The organism is Winogradskyella echinorum, assembly GCF_014297365.1.
Taxonomy (GTDB): domain Bacteria; phylum Bacteroidota; class Bacteroidia; order Flavobacteriales; family Flavobacteriaceae; genus Winogradskyella; species Winogradskyella echinorum.
This window is the reverse complement of the sequence record NZ_JACOQD010000002.1, coordinates 975,858-997,373: the sequence shown is the minus strand read 5'-3', so window position 1 is coordinate 997,373 and position 21,516 is coordinate 975,858. Positions and strand designations below refer to the sequence as shown.

Below are 21,516 nucleotides of genomic sequence, written 5' to 3'. Positions count from 1 at the left end.
CTATTTGATGATATATGGATTTTCGTTAATATAATTTCTGGTTATAAAATCTAAACCAGTACTAAGGAGTTCTCCCATGTTTTTAGATTTTTTAAAGTTGACGTCCTTAGTCAGTTTAAACAAGGCAGCTCTAAGTTCGTTTATTTTAGCTGGTGTAGAAATAGTGTCTGCTTTCATACATTTTACAAGGTCATCTAAGCGCTCGCGCTCACTGCTTGCGCGTTTAGCTAAGAGCGATCGTTCTTCTTTTTCGTATTGTTCTATAGATTCTTTGGCCAGTACGTTCATCGTCATTTGTACATATGCGTTATTCTCTTTTAAAAACTGTGGTTTATAGACTTTAGGGTTACCTTCATAACATTGTTGGTCGAAATCTATAGCACGTATACGGTATTGAACTCTATCAAAATCTTGTGTAATTACAATAACATAATTATAAGATCGCATATCTGCTAAAAGCCTCACAAAACAGCGCTCGTTAAACTTTACAAATTCTTTGGCTAGTGCTCGTTTATCTTGTTCGGAAAGTGAATCTAAATTGTTATTTATAAAAGTATCTCCCGGAATTCCAGAAATATGTTCTTCAATTAGGGTGTCTTTATGTACTAAAAAGTTGATATGATTTGGTGACAATATATGTTCTAATTCTAAACCATAGATTCTAGAGGCATCTGCTTTTTTTATATAAAGGAAAATATAGTTGTCGTTGAGAATGTTTCTAACTTTAACACGGAAAGGTTTTGTATTACCAAAGGTGCAAAAGTCTATACTATCTATATTTAAATAAGGAATAATATTGTCGCTACCATCTGAGTGTAAGATGGAATACATTTGCTTTAAACTATGCTCAATCTCATCACGTTCGTATTCAGCATAATAACAACTAATCCATAATGTGTCTTTTCCCTCATTATCAAAAATTTCTATAGCTCCTTGAAAGCGTAATAAATCATCATAAAAAATGGGGATTTTTATGTTTCTACCCTGTTCGCTAAGATAATCTGATAGACAATTACTTATTGGATATGCCGGTTTTTTTTGAGATATCAGCTTTTCACTCATAACATTTATTTAGAGGCTATAAGGTAAATTTTAATTATCAAAATTCCTATGCGCGCATAGGAATTTTTTAATTTTTACCTTTTACTAATCTGTAAAACAGTCAGATAGTGGTGAATTGTAAATTGCACAATTTATTAAATAACTGTGTTTTAGGTGTTTAAATTATAGATGTATGGCTGAATATGGGTTATAATCTGGAGTGTTTTTCAAAAAAGACCGACATAATTAATGATACCAAAGATTAAATCACCTTAAAAAAAATTTTAAACGTTTTTTTAATCGTTGTGGAATGGATTCATTTTCTAGCATTAAGCTAATGTGGTCTTTGTTTTTATTTTCTGCAAACAATAATTCGAAAAGCTGGTGGATGGATATACTGTCTTTGGCTTGTGTTATTAATTTAAAAGTATCACCATTTTTTACTTCACCTTGTTCTAGGACGCTAACATAGGATCCGGAATAACCATGATCAATAAATTGTTGCAAAACAGCTTCTGTTCCGAATTTGTGTGCGAACTTAAAACATGGTTCCCTTGGAATAGTAATTTGTACTTTGGCTTTACCTAATTGATAAATACTGCCAATTATAAGTTGTTTTTCATCTAAATCTTCAACAGTTAGGTTTTCGCCAAGCATGCCATAGGTCCAATTGAGATTAGGATATAAATTGCGCCAAAAAGGGTAGTGGTTGGCAGAAAATAAGTAACACGCTTTAAAAACACCACCATGCACGCGTCTGTCTGATACTTCATCACCTCTTACTTCTTCTTTACCCAAAAAAATAGGAACGTCCGTTGGTTTTTTATAAATACCAGTGGTCACATTTTTGCCTTGCCAAATAAAAGTTGTGGGTTGTGCTATGTTGGTAGAAATAACTTTCATGGTTTATTGCTTCATATTTTTCCAATAAGGTAATAAACTTTTTATATGAACTTTAAATTCTTCTGGAATATCGGTTAAAGCTTCTAGTGTAAAAGTAAAAGTTTTAGTGGTGTCAAAATTCCAGTAGCGTTCGCCTAATGTACCATCGGCTGATTTAATATGATGTTTTGGAAAATTCATCATAGAAAATTGCCCTTTTTTATTAATGTCTATTCCAAAAGCCTTTAAATCTGCATGGTTGTTGTACGTTAAACTAATTTTTGAGTTAAGTGTTTCACCATCATTAGATATAGAAAAAATTTGTTCTTTTTTGCTATAATTTTTAAATTCTTTACTCCATTTCTGTTTAGATTGAGAGATAGCTTTTAATTCATTGTTAACTTTTAAGCTATCTTCTTTAGTTTTAATTAGCGAAAGTATGTTTTCATTAAAAACAATAATCGTTTTTTCTGTAGGGTTAATTGTTACAGTTGTTTTTTCTGAGAATATTTGACTTTGTTCAACTCCAAAAAATGAGCCTATGACGAAAAAAAGAATTTTGATAAGTTCCATACTGTATATCTAATTAGCTTTTTATTTTTTACGTAGTTGTATAAGAATTACAACTTATAAATTGAGTTGCTAAATTAGGTAAGATGATACTTGCTAATGCAGATTTTTTATTGAAATTTATTCTATGGTTTAACTTTTTCATCTCAATGAAATTTAGAATCTAAAGTTATAAAAAAAGCACAAGTAAATTTACTTGTGCTTTTGGGCTATTAATACTTAGGGTTAAAGAATTTAATCCATTTTGTTTAAGGCACAAAATTAGAACTATTCTCTATACTAAAAATTGATGTATGTTAATAAATGAAAAGGTTTTACAATTCTTTTCTTATTCTACTTAAACTTTCAGTGGTGATTCCTAAATAGGATGCTATATGGTAATTCTTAATGCTCTTTTCAATATTAGGATAGGTTTCCATAAAATTGATGTAACGTTCTTTAGCAGATTGAGAGAGATTAGCGAGAATTCTTTTTTGGAATGATGTGTGCGCCTTTTCGAGCTTAATTCTAAAAAAGCGATCAATCTTTGGAATTTTGTTGTAGAGATAATCTTCCTCGTTTTTAGATATTTTATAAAGTATTGAATCTTGAATTGCTTCTATGGACATAATGGCTTTCTCTGAATAGAGAAAAGTTGAAAAATCCGTCATCCACCAATCTTTAATACCAAATTGAATTGTAAATTCTTTTCCTTGTGAGTTTATGTGATAGCTTCTTAGGCAACCTTCTAAAATATAATATTTTGAGGCAGTTGTATCACCAATTTTAAGTAGAAGATCTCCTTTTTTTACCTCAACTTTCTGAAAAACGGAATTAATTAAATTAATTTCTTCTTTTGAAAAAGTTAAGTCCTTAAATATGTCTTGAGCTTTAAAGTTATCGGAACTCACTTAAAATGAATTAGATATGTTTTATGTAAAAGTAAGAATAACCTTTTGAGTAACAGTGTTAAATTCGATGCTATAGATTAATACTAGTTAATTGGCTTTTTTATATAAGAAAAAACCACTTTAAATAAATAAAGCGGTTTTATTAAACAGTTTAAAGACTTTTTATTTGGTAGTTAAACTACCATTAATGCTTATTTCTGGTACTACATTTTTCATTTTTGCAAAAGCTAGGCTAAAATTACCTTCTCTAATATCATCGAGTAACCATTTTCCTTCTGTGTATTCCATGATCCATATATGCTCTTCATCACCATACTCATTTTTGCCTTCTACAATTTTATATGTATCACGATCAATAAGATAGTCTTTGATATTTGCTGAAATAACAAATGCTATTTTAGAACCTTCAAAATTATCCTCATTAGTGATTTCTGCATAGACTGGTTTAATACTTTTTATCCTTTCTAATTTACAAATGTTCTTTAAGTTTTCTCTCTTCCAACGATCTAAATGAACTTGTTGTTGGTTCTGCCAATACCAGTGGTTTACATAACCAGATACTTCTTTCATGTTTTCTTTATCCCAAGCTTCATATACCCTTGTAAAAATATTGTAGACATTTTTTTCGAGATTTAACCATGAGAAATCTTTATTTTTTAAACCAATCTGATTAAGCTGTTTTTTTGTTTTTTTAACAGCAAAAAATTCAACAGTATAGGTATAAACAATAAGGGGAAATAGCACAATAAATAAAACAAACAAAATGAGTTTTCCCCACCAAGTTTTAAACAAGCCTTTAGCAATAGTGCCACCAGGACCTGCGTAAACGGGATCTATGTAAAAGAGGAAGCCAATAATAAGAATAGTTAATAGTATTTTTCTGTGTTGAGGTTTCATAAGAATAGCGGTTTAGTAATATAAAGTTAATAAAAAAAACCACTTTGAATTAACAAAGTGGTTTTTAATAATATGTAAGATGCCGAATCAAGTTCAGCATGACAAATTGAAGTTACTTAATCATATCATAACTACGTTTAATAAAATTCGTCAGTTCTTCTCCCTTAAGTAAACCTTGAGATAAACGTGCTAAATCTAAACTTTGATTAATTAAACGCTCTTGTTTCTTTTTAGTTTTGGTATTTAGAATTTCGCCAACTAGTTCAGAATTTGTATTAACGATAAGGTTATACATCTCTGGCATGTTGCCCATAAACATTCCACCTCCGCCACCAGTTTGCTGCATCTCTTTCATACGACGCATAAACTCTGGTTGTGTTATTATAAATGGAGAGGCATTACTATCCATAGCTTCTAATTGAACCATAAATTTTTCAGAAGGTACTACTTCTTTTAAAAGCTCGTCTAGCTTGGTTTTTTCCTCGTCAGATAGTTTTGAAATTGTTGTCTCATCTTTCTTAATTAAGTTGTCGATGTGATCACCATCTACACGAGCAAAAGAAATATTTTCTTTAGTCGTTTCTAATTTCTGAATTAAATGCGAAACAATTGGCGAGTCTAATAATAAGACCTCGTAACCTTTTTCTTTTGCAGTTTGGATGTAAGCGTGTTGTTCATCTTTATTAGATGCATAAAGAATCACCATTTTATCATCCTTATCCGTTTGCTTAGCTTTAATAGCATTGGTTAACTCTTCAAAGGTGTAATATTTACCATCTACTGTTGGGTATAAAGCAAAAGCATCTGCTTTTTCAAAGAATTTTTCTTCAGATAACATCCCGTATTCAATAACGATTTTAATATCGTCCCATTTCTTCTCAAAATCTTCACGGTTACTATTAAATAACGATTTTAATTTATCTGCTACCTTACGTGTAATGTAAGATGAAATCTTCTTTACAGCTCCATCTGCTTGTAGGTAACTACGAGATACATTTAAAGGAATATCTGGAGAATCTATAACACCACGAAGCATCGTTAAAAATTCTGGTACAATACCTTCTACATTATCAGTTACAAATACTTGATTTTGATAGAGTTGAATTTTATCTTTTTGAATGTTAAGATCATTCGTCATCTTAGGGAAATACAAGATTCCTGTTAAGTTAAACGGGTAATCTACATTAAGATGAATGTTAAATAATGGCTCTTCAAATTGCATTGGGTACAACTCTTTATAGAAGCTGCTATAATCTTCGTCTTTTAAATCTGAAGGTTGTTTTGTCCAAGCCGGGTTTGGATTATTGATAATATCATCTACTGTAATTTGCTTATGTGGCTCAGTAGTTTCTTTTCCGTCTTTATCTTTTGTTGTTTTTGGAGTAAAATCTGGGTCGTTTATTTCCTTAGTTCCAAATTTAATAGGAATAGGCATAAATTTGTTATACTTATTCAATAGCTCACGGATACGAGCTTCTTCTAAAAATTCTGTAGAATCTTCAGCGATATGAAGAATGATTTCGGTTCCTCTATCCTCTTTATCTGCTTCAACTAATGTAAATTCTGGTGAACCATCACAAGTCCAATGTGCAGCAGGAGCTCCTGTATGCGACTTAGTAATAATTTCAACTTTTTCTGCTACCATAAAGGCAGAGTAGAAACCAAGACCAAAATGACCAATGATACCCGAATCTGCAGCTGAATCTTTGTATTTATCTAAGAATTCTTCAGCACCAGAAAAGGCTACTTGATTAATGTATTTTTCAACCTCTTCGGCTGTCATACCCAATCCTTGATCAATGATATGAAGTTTTTTACCTTCTTTATCAATTTTCACTTCAATCTGTGGGTTTCCGTATTCAGATTTAGATTCACCTATACTAGTAAGGTGTTTTAGTTTTAATGTGGCATCTGTACCATTACTAATCAGCTCACGTAAAAAGATTTCATGGTCGCTGTACAAGAATTTTTTAATTAACGGAAAGATATTCTCTACCGATACATTAATACTTCCTTTTGTCATGTTATTTAAATTTTTACCGTTCTGTCACATTGAGCGTAGTCGAAATGCTTTCAAAACAGAATTATTAATTATTTTGTTTACAATGAACAGTTATTCAAATAAAATACCAATGGTATAATTGTGACAAGATGACAGAAAAAAATAGGCTGTCTGAAAAGTAAAAACTTATGTCATTCTGAACTTGTTTCAGAATCTTTAATAAATGAAGTTCAATATATTAATCGACCCTGAAATAAATTCAGCGTGACAAGTAGAGATTTTCTCAGACAGCCTCTATAATTACGAAGAGATATACTAATTTTTTATAGCCTCCGTATTCTCAATTTTCTCTTCTTTTTCTTCCTTGTTTTTCACGTGCTTTTCTAACCATTGATCTTGCTCCCAAAGCATATGCATAATAGATTCTTTAGCTCTATAGCCATGACTTTCTTTTGGTAACATTACCAATCTCACTGGTGCGCCTAAACCTTTAAGCGCATTAAAATAGCGCTCGCTTTGTAAAGGGTACGTACCAGAATTGTTATCAGCAACACCATGTATTAATAGTAATGGAGTTTTCATTTTATCTGCATGCATAAATGGAGACATATTATAATAAATTTCTGGAGCTTCCCAATAGCTTCGTTCTTCACTTTGAAAACCAAAAGGTGTCAAGGTTCTGTTATAAGCTCCACTTCTTGCAATACCTGCAGCAAATAAGTTAGAATGCGATAATAAGTTAGCCGTCATAAATGCTCCGTAACTATGACCACCAACGGCTACTTTATTTCTATCTATATAACCAAGCTTATCAACAGCATCAATAGCAGCTTTTCCGTTAGCTACTAATTGTGTTCTAAATGAGTCGTTAGGTTCTTCACTGCCTTCTCCTACAATAGGGAAAGCCGCTCCATCTAATACTACATAACCTTTAGTAACCCAGTAAATTGGAGAGCCATAATATGGATATACAAACTCATTTGGGTTGGTTGTACTTTGAGAAGCACTTGCTTTATCTTTGTATTCGCGAGGGTAAGCCCATAAAATCATTGGGTATTTTTCACCTTCTTTATAATCTAAAGGTAAGTATAGCGTACCATCTAATCCAAGTCCGTCCTCACGTTTGTAATTAATAACACGTTTATTAACTTTTTCTAGGCTTTTAAAAGGATTTTCAAAATCTGTAATAGCTGTTAAATTGTTTTTCTTTTTAATATTTCTAATGTAGTAGTTAGGGTATTCTTTCTGAGACTCAATTCTAATAAGAATTTCCCCTTTCTTCATATCAATAGCAGAATTTAATGTCTCTAATTTATCTGTATATTCAGATTGATACAAACGCTTTGTTTTTCCTGTTTTTATATTGTACTCGTCTATAAAAGGAAACTGACCTTCTTTACTGTAACCATCTCCCATTAAATATAATTTGCCATTATCCATATTTAATGTATAACGACCAAACTCATTTTTAGAACTCATAAAATTACCTGGATCGCTATAAACATCTTGGTAATTACGGTCTGATATCACTTTTGCTTTTGCATTAGAAGGATTAAACATATACGTTTTTGTATTTCTGGTATTCCACCAATAATCGTACGCAACGGCAGTATTGTCGTCTCCCCATTGAATGCCTGAAAAACGTTGTTTCGTTTTTAGTATTAATTTTGGTTTGCCATTAAAGGGTGCATTTACTTCGTAAACAGCATCTCTATATTCCGCTTCGACAGCAGGATCTCCATTATCTAAAGCTTCTGCCCAAACTAGCGTTGCAGGTTTATCTCCTCTCCATGTCATATTTCGTTTTCCCATTCTTGTAGACATAAATCCTTTTGCTCTTACTTCATCTAAAGGGACTTCATTAACTGTTCTAATCTTTTTTCCGTTGCTATCGTATATTATGCTTTCGCTTGGAAATCTTGTATAGGTTACTAAATAAGAAAATGGACGTTTAATTTTAGTTACTATGACATACTTTCCATCTGGCGAAAAGCTAATACCACGATACATTTCTGCATCTAAGAAATCTTGTACCTTACCATCAATAGAAACTTTTTTAATGTCTGCACGAGCTAATTGTTCAAAATTTAATTCGTCGTTTGGTGTTTTTAATAAATCTTGGTAGGTTCTGTTTTGTGCTTTTGCACCATCACTCACAGAAATAGTTGGTCCTGTTGGTACAGCCGTTGCCGTATTAATTAAAGGCTTTCTGTCACTAGGTAACGTTTTAACTAAAAGATGTTTATTGTCATTAAACCAGTTGATTGTGCTACCCATGTTAGCATTAGTATTGGCATCAGTGAGTTTAGTTGCTTTGGCTTCTGCAATATGTAACAACCAAACCTCTACGCCAGTTGTTGTGGTATTAAGACAAGCAATCATGGTTTCATCTGGCGACCATCTAAAGCCAGATAGTCTTGGGTTTTCTGGTAGCCCAGTTACTTGTTTAGCATCTTTATCTTTTGTGCCTTTTACTTTGAGGTTGGTATAGTAATTTGTTCTGCTGCCTATATTAGTTACCGGATTAATTCTTAGTCCTGCTAATCTCAATTCAGTTTCAGACAGTTCTGCAATAGATTTGTATTGATTGCGATAAAGCAAAACCATATGTTCTCCTTTGCTGTCGATCTGTACACCAGGAGCTAGTTCTACATCTGCTAATTCTAGGATTTCTTCGGAGGGTTGTTGATATTTTAAGCTTTGTTGCGCGTAGCTATTAAAGAGCATTAAAAATGCAAATAAACGAATGAGAGTTTTCATGATTTATTGATAATTGATTAGTGGCTTGAAGATACTAAAAATTGAAGCCCTAAAATGTGATAGAGATGTTAAAATTATAACTCATAAATTGTGAATTGAGTTAAACAATTAAAATGGTAAATTTGCTGTATATTTATTGTAAATTAAGTCTCACTTTCGTGAGAATATAAACAAGAATTTTTTATGTACAATTCAAAAATAATAGGCTTAGGAAAGTATGTGCCAGATAATGTAGTTACTAATGACGACTTATCTAAAATGATGGATACGAATGACGAATGGATACAAGAGCGTACAGGTATTAAAGAGCGTCGATGGGTAAAAAAGGGTAGTGGAGACACTACAGCAACAATGGGAGTAAAGGCTGCTAAAATTGCTATTGAACGTGCAGGTATAGATAAAGATGATATTGATTTTATAATCTTTGCTACGTTGAGTCCAGATATGTATTTTCCTGGTCCAGGTGTGCAAGTACAACATGCTTTAGATATAAAAACAGTTGGTGCTTTAGATGTACGTAACCAGTGCTCTGGTTTTGTATATGCCATTTCTGTAGCCGATAATTTTATAAAAACTGGGATGTATAAAAATATCCTTGTTATTGGTAGTGAATTGCATTCTTACGGTTTAGATAAAACTACAAGAGGAAGAGGTGTATCTGTAATTTTTGGTGATGGAGCAGGTGCAGCAGTTTTAACAAGAGAAGAAGATACTACTAAAGGGATTTTATCCACACACTTACACTCACAAGGTGAGCACGCCGAAGAATTAGTGTTAATAGCTCCAGGAATGGGGAAACGTTGGGTCAATGATATAATTGAAGATAATGACCCAAATGACGAAAGCTACTTTCCTCATATGAACGGACAGTTTGTATTTAAAAATGCAGTGGTCCGTTTTAGTGAAGTTATTATGGAAGGTTTAATGAAAAACCAATTACAAGTAGATGATATAGATATGTTAATTCCACACCAAGCCAATTTACGTATCGCGCAGTTTATACAAAAGAAGTTTAAACTTAATAACGACCAAGTTTTTAATAATATACAGAAATACGGAAACACAACGGCAGCATCCATCCCAATTGCTTTAACTGAAGCGTGGGAAGAAGGTAAAATTAAAGAAGGTGATACTGTGGTATTAGCTGCTTTTGGTAGTGGTTTTACTTGGGGAAGTTGTATTATTAAGTGGTAATTAGATACAAATGTTTATAAACGTTTGTAATTATTTGTAAATAATTGAAATTGATTAAAGTACTAATATAGTTGAATAAAGCTGAATTTATTGCTTTTTAAAATAGGTGCTTTTATTATATGTTGCCCACAATTATGAAAAACACATACTTTCTTCTAATTCTTGTTTTAATAACCATTTCTAGTTGTAAAAAAAAGACAATATCTGAAAAAAGTTTCGAGATAGTTAAATCTGATGTTATGTATGGTGGAATGATAGTATCAGCAATTCCATTTCAAATCGAAGGAGATAATGGAAAAAGATATATTCGCGAAAAAGGAGGTGTAGGTGGAATTAATATATCAAATCCGGAATTAGATAAATTATATAATGTCGATAATATAGTTACTGATAGCACCAATGCCATTCTTATAATTGACTTTCCGATTAAAAAAAGGATTGGCTACATAATAAAAAATGAAAATGGTTTTAGGAAAAGAGACATCGTGCTTGAATTGAAAAAGACCTACTCTGAACTTTATTCTGAGAAAGATGCGTTTGGTATTTGTTGTCATGAACTATCAGATTTAGAACTAATTGGAATTGTTAAGTTCAATGTTGACAATAAGATTTATTTAGAAGCAAATATTGAATCAAAAAAATAACTGTGGGCAACACCATTTTTCATAGTCCAAAATTTGAATTTAAGGGAATTTCAATCCCTGAATTTGATGTGGAATCTGGAAAACTCATTAGGTTATGCGTGCCGAATTTTGATTCTAAAGGAAATAGTTTGGTTCAGAGTTTCCGAAACGAATTAATGATTCACTTTGAGAAAAAAATTCCAAAAATAAAATTGTCAAAAGAGTATTCAGAAAGTGGATTTAGGAAAATCATAAAATCATTTACTGTTGAGAATTATATAACGGAAAAACTAAATGTTGACGGAACTAAAGCGAAAATTATAGCTGAATATTTAGAATTGTGTTCTAAAAAGAAAGTGAATAATCTGACAATCGGAAAAAATAAAGCATTAGCTATAAAATGCGATTTTGAAAAATATGATATTCTTATATTTGATTATTACGGAGTAAGTGTGAACGAAATTGATTATTTGGAACGAATTGTTGATGCGGAAATTGCAAAAAACAAATGTGGAATTACAATTGACCGACTTGAATTTAACCAGGGTGATGAAACAAATAAAAATATTGAACGAATAAAAATAACTGTGGGCAACACCGTGTATAATTAATTGCTTGGGTCACTGCCGACTTATGAACATTCCTGCGGAATATTCTATCTGTGATTTATTTGCTAACTTTAGTTCTTAATCACGTAAGGAAATCATACACTAGACCGTTTACACAATTTGACCTAACCCATAAAATGAAAGTAAACTATCAAAATTCCGTAATTGAAATAACAAATGAATCTGATATGGATTCAGCGGAATTTGGTCGGAGATTTAAGAAACAATATCCAGCCGATTTAGGAATTGAATTGGAATATCAACCTTCCTCAAAATACGGAATTCGAATAACAGAAAACGATTTTGAAAAGTGTAGTGTGTTATTATTGGAATCTGGCGGAACAACTGAAATTTCTGAAAATTCGTTTTTAATTAAAAATGACCGAATTTATATATGTTGTTCTGACCAAATATATTCTCTGAATTTAGCAGATTTATCAGCTAATTGGCGAAAGCAATATGACGTTGCAACTTGTTTCGGAATTTATGAATTTGACGAAGATTTTATCGTTCACGGTGAAATTCAAGTTAGCCGAATTGATAAAAATGGAAATACTAAATGGAATTTTAGTACGAGTGATATTTTTGTAAATCCAGACGGAAAAACAGAATTTAAAATTGTTGAAAATAGAATTGAATTAATAGATTGGGAAGGTTATAAATATAGACTGAATGGAGAAGGGAAAATATTAACGGAAATAAATACTGCGCAGAATACCGCAAAAAAATAATTGCTATTTTGTTCTTAAATAAAGGTAGTTGCGTATTTGCTATATCTGAATGTCTTTCGTAAATTGTTAACAAACAAATAGTTGAAAATTCTTATAACAAATCGCTATATATAATGCGAACAATTATTATACATATTATCTATTTTAGTTGTTTTGCCATCTTTGGACAAAGCACAAAAGATAATTATATCATATTCTCAAAGACTATTGAATTTGGAATTTCAAGTTTCGATTCTGATATAGAATTTGCCAATTTTGTGGATAGTCGAATGAAGCCATTTGAAACAGTGGTTTTAATGGAAAATTTAGACTTTGAATTTAAGGAGGACCACCTAATGTTGAAGAATATGAAAGGTGTAAAGAATAAAGATTTTATTGAATCATTACCAGATTTAGATTCTACATTTACCAATCATCCTAAAATAAATACAGATTCGTTAGATATAAAATCATTAGAGGTCCATTCTTTACCAAATAAGTTGTTTAACGAACTTATAGATAATTCAACAAGTTCTTATACTAAACGATGGAGAAAAATAAATCGGAAATTTAAACATAGTCTTGCAATCGGGTTGTCGAAAATAAAATATTCTGGAAATTATGCTTCACTCTATTATTGGGTTGATTGTGGAAAAATTGGTCTTTGTAAAAGTGAACACGTAATTGTGTTTAAAAAGGTTGATGGAGAATGGGAAATATTAAAAGATATTTATTTATGGATAAGTCCTTAAAGAAAAGAAACAATATGTACAATACTGTATGCAAGTTATTACTAGTTTTAGACCATATTCGCAATTTTAAATAGATTTTATAGCTATGATTTAGTTGCTTATTTAGGTGATTAACCATGTAACAAATCATCCCCAAACACATTATAAACGTTTAGAGAAAACGAATGATAAGACCAATTATATTTATACTCCTGACTTTTTTACTTTTCTCTTGTAAAGGGAGTAATAGAAATGAATATCAAAGTGTTGATATATATTCTCAACTTCAAGAAGTGACCAATTATCAAGAATTAAACGACTTTCAAAACGCAAATAAGCTGCTCAATACTTTAATCGATGAAAATCCAAATAATGCAGAATTATATTTTCGTTTGGCACATTCAAAAACTATTTCTAATCCAAATCTTTTTGAAATAATGAATCTTCTCGAACAATGCTTAATAAGAGATTCGCTAAATTACAAAGCGCTCTATTTAAAATCTCAAGGTCTTATGTTTATGGGAGACTTTGAAGGAGCTTTAAATGTAGATAAAAAAATTCTAGAGAACTATCCAGATTCGTTTGTATTAAAAGCAGATATTGCTTCAACATTATTATTTAATGGAGATTTTGAGAAAGCAATTGAATTCTCTGCATCAATTTTACCTGAAAGTCCAAGCATATACGAAAAAGAAAGACTTATAAGAGTGCAGATATATTCTAACTATTTTTTAGGTAAAATAGATAATGTTAAAGCTGGGAAAAACAAATTGCAACAGTTAGGTTTTGAAACAGATTATTTGCAGAAACTAATTGAAAATAAAGAATTGAAATTTGAGAATTTTGCTGTTGGTAAAAATGTAGGAAATAAACCTTGCTCACTTAAGGAATTGAACATTATGTTTCCTACAAAGAATTAAAAAACGGTTAAAAAAGTATGTGTGAAACTTTACTAATTCACTGTCTCCTTACGTAAATTCCGCTGTAATTTTCTATTTGCGATTTGATTGATAATTTTAAAGGTCAACGCACAACTAAATATGTAGAAATCCATATTATCATTATATAAAAAAAGCACAGTACTTAAGTAACTGTGCTTTTTAAATTTATTCTAAAACCTTTTTTAAAGGAACTTTTTTTAGATTTCGCGATTAGAATCCCAAGCCTCTAAATAATCTTTCACATATTTAACAAATTGTCCACCAAGTGCTCCATTGACCACTCTATGATCATAAGAATGTGATAAGAACATTTTGTAACGGATACCAATATAATCTCCTTCTGGTCCTTCGATAACTGCTGGTATTTTTCTAATAGCTCCAAGCGCTAAAATACCAACTTGAGGTTGATTGATAATTGGTGTTCCCATAATGCTACCAAATGTACCTACATTAGTAACTGTGTACGTTCCGCCTTGTATGTCATCTGGACTTAACTGGCCTGAGCGTGCTCTATTGGCTAAATCGTTAACACGTTTTGCCATACCAAATAAATTAAGCTGATCTGCATTTTTAATTACAGGTACAATTAAGTTACCATCTGGTAATGCTGCCGCCATACCAACATTAATGGCTTTCTTTTTAATAATAGAATCTCCTTGAACCGAAATGTTCATCATTGGGAATTCTTTTAAAGCTTTGGTTACAGCTTCCATAAAAATTGGAGTAAAGGTTAAATTTTCTCCTTCACGTTCCATAAAGTCTTTCTTAACTTTCTTTCTCCAGTTCCAAATATTAGTGACATCTGCTTCAATAAAAGACTGCACATGTGCAGAGGTTTGTACAGATTCTACCATATATTTTGAAATGAGTTTACCCATACGACTCATTTCTATAATTTCATCATCTCCAGAGGCTAATACTGGTTTTTCAACTGGCTTTTCTGTCGATTTTTCTTCCGCTGGTTTCTCTGGAGTTTTGGTAGTAGCCACTGGCGTTTCCACTTTTTGTTTTACTACTGGTTCAGCTTTAGGAGCAGCAACTGGAGCAGGAGCAGAGCCACGAGACTCAAGGTAAGCTTTAATATCGTTTTTAGTTACACGATTGTCTTTTCCGGATCCAGGAATGGTATCGAGTTCACTTTGAGAAATACCTTCTTGTTTGGCTATATTTTTAACCAAAGGAGAATAAAAACGTTCACCTGAAGATACAATAGGCACAACATTTGCTTTAGCAGCGACAACAGTTTGGCTAACTTCAGCAACTGCTTTAGGTGCTTCTGGTTCAGCTACAGGTTCTGCAGCCGGAGCTTTTACTTCTACAGTATCTCCACCTTCTGTTTCTATTACAGCAATGGTTTGTCCGACTTGTACAACATCATCAACATTGAATAGTTTTTCAACTAAAACACCGTCAACTTCACTTGGTACTTCACTATCTACTTTATCTGTAGCTATTTCTAAAACGGCTTCATCAGCTTCAATTGTATCTCCGATGTCTTTAAGCCATGAGGTTATGGTTGCTTCAGCAACACTCTCTCCCATTTTAGGTAACTTAAGTTCAAACTTTGCCATATTTATAATTTGAAGGTCTTTATTTGCAATTTGAATGCAAAATTAATAAAAAAACCGATATTTCATTGATTTTAATTCAACTTATAACGATTTTAAAAGTGTGTGATTTCACCTCTTGTAACAGCACTGTCACTTCCGAGGATAAATTTACTGTTTTTCGGTAAAAATCTAAAGACTATATGTTCTTGTTTAGCCTTTTGTTTCATATCCTCAATAACTGCCTTTGTTTTAAGCGTATTGAGATCATAGATAATCATGCTATGATCTGGAACTTCTCTATTAATTATGTTATTGTGTTTTATAGGTTGTTGTAATTGATTTTTTAAAGATGAATCTATTTTATTGCCATAAATAATGGTCGATTTAGATTCCGTTTTTAAAACGGTTGGAGGTCGTCTAAAAACATAAGCTAGTTTTATGCCTAACCACACAATTGCATTAAATACTAGATTAGCCTTAAAATGCTTTTTATAAAAAATCTGCATGGCTCCGTAAAAACGCTTAGCATATTTGGCATCTTTAAGTGTGCTTTCACCTTTAAAATGAATAACGGTAGTTTCTCCAAAATAGTAATTGTCGTAACCCGCTTTTAAAACTTTATAAGATAAATCAACATCTTCACCATACATAAAGTAATCTTCATCAAAACCATTAACAGCATCATAGACAGTTTTTTTTAAGAACATAAATGCACCAACTAATATATCTACTCTACCTGTTGTGTTAATCTTTAAATAATTAGCGTAATAATCTTTGTCTTTGCCTAATATTTTCTTTAATGAAACTTTAGGAGTAGGAATGTTTCGTTTACTTTCTGGAAGATATTTGCCTTTACCATCAATAAGTTGACAACCAATAATACCGAGTTTTTCCTTATCGTCTGCAAATTCTATAAGTTTTAAAAATGTGTCTTCGGCTACTACAGTGTCTGGATTTAGTATACATAAATACTCACCTTTTGCTTGAGCAACGCCTATATTATTTCCTTTTGAAAATCCTGGGTTTTCTTGGTTTTCTATGAGTTTAACGGATGGAAATAACGATTTTACCATGCTACAACTATCATCTGGAGAGTTGTTGTCTATAACTATAATTTCTGCATCAATATTCTCAATGGCAGTTTCAACACTTTTTAGACATAACTCTAAAAAATACCTCACATTATAGTTTAATATGATTACAGATAATTTCAAATATTACGATTTTAGAGAAGCTTCAAAAGGAACACGGTCTATAATACTTCGGCCTAACGTTATTTCGTCTGTATATTCTAATTCGTTGCCAGCAGCTACACCTCTTGCAATTGTTGAGGTAGCTACATTATAATCTTGAATTTGTCTAAAGATATAGAAATTAGTGGTATCTCCTTCCATGGTTGGACTCATAGCAAAGATTAATTCCTTTACTTGTCCTGCTTTTACTTTTTCTACTAATGTAGTAATGTTTAGATCTTGCGGGCCAATACCATCCATAGGAGATATTTTACCACCTAAGACATGATATAAACCTTTAAAAGAACTTGTGTTTTCAATAGCCATTACATCTCTAATATCTTCAACCACACAGATAAGTTGATTATTACGATTTGGATTCTCACAAATTTCGCAAAGTGGTTTATCACTTATATTATGACACGATTTGCAAAAATTAATTTCTGCTCTAACTTTTGATAAAGCATCAGCTAATTGAAATGTTTGATTCTCAGGCTGTCTCAATAAATGCAAAACTAAACGTAATGCTGTGCGTTTACCTATACCTGGTAATTGAGACATTTCGTTGACCGCATTTTCTAAGAGTTTTGATGAAAATTCCATAAGTACGAAGGTACTGATTTTTAGACATAAAAAAGCCCGATTATAATTGATTTACAATCGGACTTTAAAGTATTTAATTGAATATTATTTTAGAATTAGCTTTTTAGTGATTTCTCCTTTTGTGCTATTCAATTTTACAAAATACATTCCAGATGTATAAGATGAAACATCAATTTTTAACGCGTTAGATAGGTTAACTTTTTTTCCATAAAATACTAACTTACCTAATGTGTTATAAATTCTAATACTTACATCTTCAGAATTATTCCATTTTAAATTTACTTCGTTATTTGCAGGATTTGGGTATATAGATAGATCATCAAATTCAAAATTAGTAACATTTAAAGTTTCGTCATAAAGACTAGATCTCCAAAGTCCTCTACCATAAGTTGCAGCGTAAATTTTATTATCTGTCGAGTTAATTTCTAGTTCGTTAATACGTGTATTTGGTAATCCATTGTTAAAGGCTGTCCAAGTATTACCCAAATCATTATCGGTATAATACACACCGTAATTCATACCAACATATAAGCCATCTTTACCATTATTCTGCCAGGCAACTGCTTGCGCTGTAAATCCGGGTAAATCCCATAATACAGATGTAAATGATGCTCCATTATCAGTACTTATATAAACACTTTGGTTATCTGTTGTTGCTATTGCTACTTTATTAGGATCAGTAGGGTGTACAGCAATAGAATTAATTATTCTATTAATACCAAGATTTAGACTTGATTGCTGCCAAAGAGTTCCTCCGTCAATAGTGTACCAAAAGTTTCCGTTAATAGCTAAATACATAGTATTGCTATTGGTTGGCGCTATTTTTAGGTGATCTATATTAGTACCAAAATTTTGAGATATTGATGTCCAACTATTTCCACCATTTAAAGATTTATAAACTTCATCAAAAGCACAATAAATTACATCTTGTACTATAGGATCTTCCTCAAAAGGTACAATCCAATTCCAAAAATTATCATAGCCTTTTCCATCAGGTTGGCTAACACCAGCCACACTATTACCACCATCGAATGTTTTAATAAAACCTCCAAATTGTGAGGTGCCATACATTATTTGAGAATTTGTTTTGTCTACAAAGCCTTCCATGCCATCTGCTCCCCACCAATCAGTCCAATTACCATCTGCACCAAGAACTGAGGATCCATTATCTTGTGAACCTCCAGTAACTATTACTGGGTTAGTTTGGCTTACTCCAATTTTATAGAACTGGCGAATTCCTAAACCTGGTGTTAAATCTGTATAGAAATTAGTATTGACAATGGTTGGGTTTTCAGCTTTGTAAATACCGCCATCAGTCCCAACATATAGTTTAGTGTTAGCTCCTGTGCCTACAAATTCTAATATATCTACGTCTGCATGACAATAACCTATGTTTTCCGATGTTGCACTATTTGGCGTCCACTGAGAGGTCATACTAAATGTGAGACCACCATCTGTAGATCGGCGAGTGTTTATTCCAGCGATATGTACATCATTAACATCATTTGGGTTTATGGCAATATCCATATCTCTTGGTGCTTGTCCAGCTCCAGCATCATCTGGATCTTCTGGGTCAGAAGCGTAACCAAAGTAATTTTTGTTAGTGTGATTTAGCTTTATAAAAGTAGCACCACTATCTGTAGATTTGTATAAACCGTTAAAAGCACCTCCAGAAGCTTCAATTACATATACTGTATTAGCATTATCTGGCGAAACACCAATCATTTTAGGTCCCGTAGAAAATTGATTAGGAGTAGAACCACTTACCTTAGAAAAACTAACTCCATCATTAGTTGACATATAAAAATCATTACCTGAAGCGTATATTACACTTGGATTTCCGGGTTTAAACTCAATATCATAGCCTGTGCTCACATTAACAAAATAGATTGAGCTCCAAGTAATACCGCCATCAGTTGATTTAAAAAGGCCACCACTTTGAGCGCTGCAGTACATTTTTAGTGAATTGGTTGGATGAATTAATATTTTATTAACCCAACCAGATGGTAAACTTCCATGTAGACTCCATGTTGAGCCTGCATCTTCAGATTTAAAAATTGCACCATTTCTAGATCCCCAAAAATAAGTGGAACTATTTGATGGGTCTATGGCTAAAGAATATACATCTGTATTAGCTAAATTATCTGTTAAAACTGCCCAGCTAGATCCACCATCTAAACTTTTCCAAACACCGCCAGTTTCACTGCCAACAATAATATGATTTTGGTCGTTTTTATCAACAGCAAATGAGGTAACACGTCCAACACCAGGATTATAGCCAGAAGTAGCATTCCAATAGGTTGGTCCCATTTCTTCCCATGTGCCAACTACTGTTTTAGCAGCTATGCCTTCATTATTTTTTTTCGAATTATAATCTTGTAATTCGTTATAGTAATACTCTGGGGATTTTAGTTTACCAGTTTCGTCCATTGAGCGCTCCGCAAAATATTGCCAACGCCTAAATTGTTTATAACCAGTGCCACGTCCTCTTCCTACAGAATCGAAATGCTGCTCTGCAATTTTTACAACATGTTCTACAGTATGAGTGCCTTCAGCCATTAATTTTTTGTAATCTTGTGCCGAGATTTGCAGCACAAAACCAATAAGTGCAAATAGTAGTGCAACCTTTTTCATAATATTTCTTTTTTTTTAGCTATTTTTCTCAAAAATACTGTTTTTAAAAATTTTATCTTAATTAAGTAATCTAATTATGACTCCTACATCCATACTAATACTTATAGCATGCTATTTTGGTTTACTTGTTTTAATCTCATATTTCACAGGTAAGGAGGATAGTAATGCCGCTTTTTTTAAAGCAAATAAGTCTGCTCCATGGTATTTAGTTGCTTTTGGAATGATAGGTGCTTCATTGTCTGGTGTAACATTTATCTCAGTTCCTGGTGCTGTAGAGGCCAAACAATTTGGTTATTTACAAGTCGTTTTTGGCTACTTTTTTGGTTATCTCATTATAGCTTATGTGTTATTACCGCTTTACTATAAATTAAATTTAACATCAATTTACACCTATTTAAGAGACAGGTTCGGTAATGTAAGTTATAAAACGGGTTCCATAGCTTTTCTTATTTCTAGGACAGTAGGTGCGTCCTTTAGATTGTTTTTGGTAGCTAAAGTTCTACAATTATTGGTTTTTGATTTATTTGATATTCCTTTTGCAATTACCGTAATTATAACCATTGCTCTCATTTGGTTATACACGTTTAGAGGAGGTATAAAAACGATAATTTTCACGGATACGCTTCAAACACTATTTATGTTAGTCTCTGTTGTTGTTACGATAATATTTTTAGCTTCAGCATTAGATTTGAATAGTATTGGTGATGTTATTAGTAATGCCAAGGAAAGTAACTTAAGTAAGGTTTTCTATTTTGAAGATGGTAATGATGCACAGTATTTTTGGAAAAGCTTCCTCTCTGGCATTTTTATCACAATAACTATGACAGGTTTAGATCAAGATATGATGCAGAAAAATCTAACATGTCGTAATTTAAAAGATGCTCAAAAGAATATGGTGTCTTTTAGTATTGTATTAATTTTTGTAAATATTCTATTTCTACTTCTTGGTTTAATGTTAACTCAGTATGCCGAAATTCATAACATAAGTGCAACAAAAGATGATTTATTTGCTACAATTGCGATGTTACCAGAAATAGGAGTCGTTACATCTGCATTCTTTTTACTCGGGTTAATAGCCGCTGCATATTCTAGTGCAGATTCGGCCTTAACATCATTAACAACCTCATTTTGTATAGACATTATTGAAATTGAACATAAGCCTGAAAATGAAAGAAAACGGATTAGAAAACAAATACACATTGCATTTAGTGTTGTATTGATTGTTGTGATTTTACTGTTCGATTTAATTTTTAAAGATGTGTCTGTTATTTGGGAACTCTTTAAAGCAGCAGGATATACTTATGGACCTTTACTTGGTTTATTTGCTTTTGGATTATTAACAAAATCACAAGTTAAAGATAAGTATGTTTGGATAATAGCTGTAATAGCGCCATTACTTTCATATATTCTTAATTTATATTCTAAAGAGTTATTTAATGGCTATGAAATTGGTTTTGAAATTTTAATTATTAATGGTCTTTTAACATTTTTAGGATTATTACTAATAAAAAATAAAAAATCATAAACCATTAATAATTAACTTCTTGTGAGTTAATTTCTTGGGGTATTGAACTTCGATTTTTTACAAAAATCAGTTGGTTTTAAGTGTGATTGTTAAATGTTTGTTAAAAAATTATTACTTTTGTTA

At 31.9% G+C, this 21,516-nt stretch carries 18 protein-coding genes; 7 read left to right on the top strand and 11 right to left on the bottom strand.

The annotated features are described in order from the left end of the window. The 7 genes from H8K90_RS11685 to H8K90_RS11655 all read right to left on the bottom strand — a co-directional run bounded on the left by H8K90_RS11685 (position 1) and on the right by H8K90_RS11655 (position 9,042). Positions 1-1,062: a hypothetical protein gene (locus H8K90_RS11685; RefSeq protein ID WP_186846136.1), complete on the bottom strand. Its 1,062-nt coding sequence runs from the start codon at positions 1,060-1,062 to the stop codon at positions 1-3. A gap of 246 nt (positions 1,063-1,308) precedes the next feature. Next, on the bottom strand, positions 1,309-1,944 hold the full coding sequence (locus H8K90_RS11680) for an MOSC domain-containing protein (RefSeq protein ID WP_186846135.1): 636 nt from the start codon (positions 1,942-1,944) through the stop codon (positions 1,309-1,311). 3 nt (positions 1,945-1,947) lie between these two features. Continuing rightward, a complete protein-coding gene (locus H8K90_RS11675) occupies positions 1,948-2,496 on the bottom strand; it encodes a hypothetical protein (RefSeq protein WP_186846134.1) in 549 nt (182 codons plus the stop codon). A 311-nt stretch (positions 2,497-2,807) separates the two neighbouring features. Further along, positions 2,808-3,383: a Crp/Fnr family transcriptional regulator gene (locus H8K90_RS11670; RefSeq protein WP_315970275.1), complete on the bottom strand. Its 576-nt coding sequence runs from the start codon at positions 3,381-3,383 to the stop codon at positions 2,808-2,810. Between the two features lie 162 nt (positions 3,384-3,545). Next, on the bottom strand, positions 3,546-4,280 hold the full coding sequence (locus H8K90_RS11665) for a Tim44 domain-containing protein (protein ID WP_186846133.1): 735 nt from the start codon (positions 4,278-4,280) through the stop codon (positions 3,546-3,548). A gap of 112 nt (positions 4,281-4,392) precedes the next feature. After that, the gene (htpG, locus tag H8K90_RS11660) at positions 4,393-6,303 is read right to left on the bottom strand and encodes a molecular chaperone HtpG (protein WP_186846132.1); all 1,911 of its coding nucleotides are present in this window, start codon (positions 6,301-6,303) and stop codon (positions 4,393-4,395) included. A gap of 294 nt (positions 6,304-6,597) precedes the next feature. Beyond that, positions 6,598-9,042 carry an alpha/beta hydrolase family protein gene (locus H8K90_RS11655; RefSeq protein WP_186846131.1) on the bottom strand — a complete coding sequence of 815 codons (2,445 nt, stop codon included), beginning with the start codon at positions 9,040-9,042 and terminating at the stop codon, positions 6,598-6,600. Between the two features lie 183 nt (positions 9,043-9,225). Here H8K90_RS11655 and H8K90_RS11650 point away from each other — a divergent pair, with 183 nt between their 5' ends. The 6 genes from H8K90_RS11650 to H8K90_RS11625 all read left to right on the top strand — a co-directional run bounded on the left by H8K90_RS11650 (position 9,226) and on the right by H8K90_RS11625 (position 13,828). Further along, entirely contained in the window at positions 9,226-10,236 is a 1,011-nt protein-coding gene (locus H8K90_RS11650; protein WP_186846130.1) for a 3-oxoacyl-ACP synthase III family protein, read from the top strand. A 134-nt stretch (positions 10,237-10,370) separates the two neighbouring features. Continuing rightward, positions 10,371-10,880, top strand: a complete 510-nt coding sequence (locus tag H8K90_RS11645) for a hypothetical protein (RefSeq protein WP_186846129.1) — start codon at positions 10,371-10,373, stop codon at positions 10,878-10,880. A 2-nt stretch (positions 10,881-10,882) separates the two neighbouring features. Continuing rightward, a complete protein-coding gene (locus H8K90_RS11640) occupies positions 10,883-11,470 on the top strand; it encodes a hypothetical protein (protein WP_186846128.1) in 588 nt (195 codons plus the stop codon). 134 nt (positions 11,471-11,604) lie between these two features. Next, the gene (locus tag H8K90_RS11635; protein WP_186846127.1) at positions 11,605-12,198 is read left to right on the top strand and encodes a hypothetical protein; all 594 of its coding nucleotides are present in this window, start codon (positions 11,605-11,607) and stop codon (positions 12,196-12,198) included. Positions 12,199-12,311: 113 nt separating this feature from the next. Next, on the top strand, positions 12,312-12,929 hold the full coding sequence (locus H8K90_RS11630; RefSeq protein ID WP_186846126.1) for a hypothetical protein: 618 nt from the start codon (positions 12,312-12,314) through the stop codon (positions 12,927-12,929). A 164-nt stretch (positions 12,930-13,093) separates the two neighbouring features. Continuing rightward, positions 13,094-13,828: a tetratricopeptide repeat protein gene (locus tag H8K90_RS11625; protein ID WP_186846125.1), complete on the top strand. Its 735-nt coding sequence runs from the start codon at positions 13,094-13,096 to the stop codon at positions 13,826-13,828. 218 nt (positions 13,829-14,046) lie between these two features. Here H8K90_RS11625 and H8K90_RS11620 read toward each other — a convergent pair whose 3' ends face one another. From H8K90_RS11620 to H8K90_RS11605, 4 genes are all read right to left on the bottom strand, one after another. Beyond that, positions 14,047-15,420, bottom strand: coding sequence for a dihydrolipoamide acetyltransferase family protein (locus H8K90_RS11620; protein ID WP_186846124.1), 1,374 nt, complete (start codon positions 15,418-15,420; stop codon positions 14,047-14,049). Between the two features lie 92 nt (positions 15,421-15,512). Further along, on the bottom strand, positions 15,513-16,613 hold the full coding sequence (locus tag H8K90_RS11615) for a glycosyltransferase family 2 protein (protein WP_186846123.1): 1,101 nt from the start codon (positions 16,611-16,613) through the stop codon (positions 15,513-15,515). 3 nt (positions 16,614-16,616) lie between these two features. Further along, positions 16,617-17,234: a recombination mediator RecR gene (gene recR, locus H8K90_RS11610; RefSeq protein WP_186846122.1), complete on the bottom strand. Its 618-nt coding sequence runs from the start codon at positions 17,232-17,234 to the stop codon at positions 16,617-16,619. 84 nt (positions 17,235-17,318) lie between these two features. Then, positions 17,319-19,868 (bottom strand): T9SS type A sorting domain-containing protein, encoded by a 2,550-nt coding sequence (locus tag H8K90_RS11605; RefSeq protein ID WP_186846121.1) that lies wholly within the window; start codon positions 19,866-19,868, stop codon positions 17,319-17,321. Positions 19,869-19,944: 76 nt separating this feature from the next. On the opposite strand from H8K90_RS11605, the gene H8K90_RS11600 reads away from it, so the two are divergent. Further along, complete coding sequence (locus H8K90_RS11600) at positions 19,945-21,393, top strand: sodium:solute symporter (protein WP_186846120.1); 1,449 nt, start codon at positions 19,945-19,947, stop codon at positions 21,391-21,393. The last annotated feature ends 123 nt before the right edge of the window (positions 21,394-21,516 follow it).

What these genes read in the sequence shown, in the direction of transcription:
- H8K90_RS11685 (WP_186846136.1), bottom strand. Translation starts at nt 1,062, where the DNA reads ATGAGTGAAAAGCTGATATCTCAAAAAAAACCGGCATATCCAATAAGT.
- H8K90_RS11680 (WP_186846135.1), bottom strand. Translation starts at nt 1,944, where the DNA reads ATGAAAGTTATTTCTACCAACATAGCACAACCCACAACTTTTATTTGG.
- H8K90_RS11675 (WP_186846134.1), bottom strand. Translation starts at nt 2,496, where the DNA reads ATGGAACTTATCAAAATTCTTTTTTTCGTCATAGGCTCATTTTTTGGA.
- H8K90_RS11665 (WP_186846133.1), bottom strand. Translation starts at nt 4,280, where the DNA reads ATGAAACCTCAACACAGAAAAATACTATTAACTATTCTTATTATTGGC.
- htpG (WP_186846132.1), bottom strand. Translation starts at nt 6,303, where the DNA reads ATGACAAAAGGAAGTATTAATGTATCGGTAGAGAATATCTTTCCGTTA.
- H8K90_RS11655 (WP_186846131.1), bottom strand. Translation starts at nt 9,042, where the DNA reads ATGAAAACTCTCATTCGTTTATTTGCATTTTTAATGCTCTTTAATAGC.
- H8K90_RS11650 (WP_186846130.1), top strand. Translation starts at nt 9,226, where the DNA reads ATGTACAATTCAAAAATAATAGGCTTAGGAAAGTATGTGCCAGATAAT.
- H8K90_RS11645 (WP_186846129.1), top strand. Translation starts at nt 10,371, where the DNA reads ATGAAAAACACATACTTTCTTCTAATTCTTGTTTTAATAACCATTTCT.
- H8K90_RS11635 (WP_186846127.1), top strand. Translation starts at nt 11,605, where the DNA reads ATGAAAGTAAACTATCAAAATTCCGTAATTGAAATAACAAATGAATCT.
- H8K90_RS11630 (WP_186846126.1), top strand. Translation starts at nt 12,312, where the DNA reads ATGCGAACAATTATTATACATATTATCTATTTTAGTTGTTTTGCCATC.
- H8K90_RS11625 (WP_186846125.1), top strand. Translation starts at nt 13,094, where the DNA reads ATGATAAGACCAATTATATTTATACTCCTGACTTTTTTACTTTTCTCT.
- H8K90_RS11620 (WP_186846124.1), bottom strand. Translation starts at nt 15,420, where the DNA reads ATGGCAAAGTTTGAACTTAAGTTACCTAAAATGGGAGAGAGTGTTGCT.
- recR (WP_186846122.1), bottom strand. Translation starts at nt 17,234, where the DNA reads ATGGAATTTTCATCAAAACTCTTAGAAAATGCGGTCAACGAAATGTCT.
- H8K90_RS11605 (WP_186846121.1), bottom strand. Translation starts at nt 19,868, where the DNA reads ATGAAAAAGGTTGCACTACTATTTGCACTTATTGGTTTTGTGCTGCAA.
- H8K90_RS11600 (WP_186846120.1), top strand. Translation starts at nt 19,945, where the DNA reads ATGACTCCTACATCCATACTAATACTTATAGCATGCTATTTTGGTTTA.